The sequence below is a fragment of the Arthrobacter sp. Hiyo1 genome, assembly GCF_001263615.2.
In the GTDB taxonomy this organism is placed as follows: domain Bacteria; phylum Actinomycetota; class Actinomycetes; order Actinomycetales; family Micrococcaceae; genus Arthrobacter.
The window spans coordinates 514708-515445 of sequence record NZ_DF952468.1 but is presented as its reverse complement, the minus strand read 5'-3'; the positions used below and the strand labels follow the sequence as shown (position 1 = coordinate 515445).

Below are 738 nucleotides of genomic sequence, written 5' to 3'. Positions count from 1 at the left end.
CGGGGCCGGACCCTGCGGTGCACCGGGATGCGCCGGCGGGTTCCGGTAGTCCTGCGGCGTGTAGGCCTGCGGCGGCCGCCCGAAGGCTGCCTCGGAAGGATTCATCGGCAACTGGTGAAGGAGACGGCGGGCTTCGTGGGATGCCTCCAAGGCGACAATGACGTCATAGTTCGTCGCCACTACCTGGCTGGTGGAGGTGAAGTCCCGCTTCCCGCGCTGTGCTGCGTAGGTGACGATCCCAAAGAGCATGAAGAATGCAGCACCCATGAGGACCGACGTCACAATCGAGAAGGGGCCACCGGCCGGGGTGAAGAACGAAAGCATGACGCCCACGAACAGGCCGAACCACATGCCGCTCAGGGCTCCGGACAAGGCGACCCTGGGGTAACTGAGCCGTCCCGTAACCCGCTCCACCATTTTGAGGTCGTTTCCGACAATGGAGACATGCTGGACGGGGAACTGCTGGTCGGCAAGATAATCCACCGCCTTCTGGGCATCGAGATAGGAAGTGTAAGAGCCCACGGTGTCGCCTTTAGGGACGCTGCGGGATTCCTCCGTGGCCTTAGGGGCACCGAAAATGTTCGCCATACCCCCATTCTGTCCCATACACATGTGAACCGGCTGAAATTCAGCTAAAAGAGAGCAGACTCGGTAGCCTGTAAGGGTGAGCACAAATCCTTCACGCATCTTTGTTGCGCGCTTGCTCGGCCTCGACGTTTTCGACCCCCTCGGCGATCG

1 protein-coding gene is annotated in these 738 nt (G+C 61.1%); it reads right to left on the bottom strand.

Annotation, left to right across the window (positions count from 1 at the left end; all coding sequences use genetic code 11):
• The coding region (locus tag AHiyo1_RS02335; protein WP_340639271.1) for a general stress protein at window positions 1-588 on the bottom strand (588 nt) is incomplete at its 3' end.
• Window positions 589-738 lie beyond the last annotated feature (150 nt).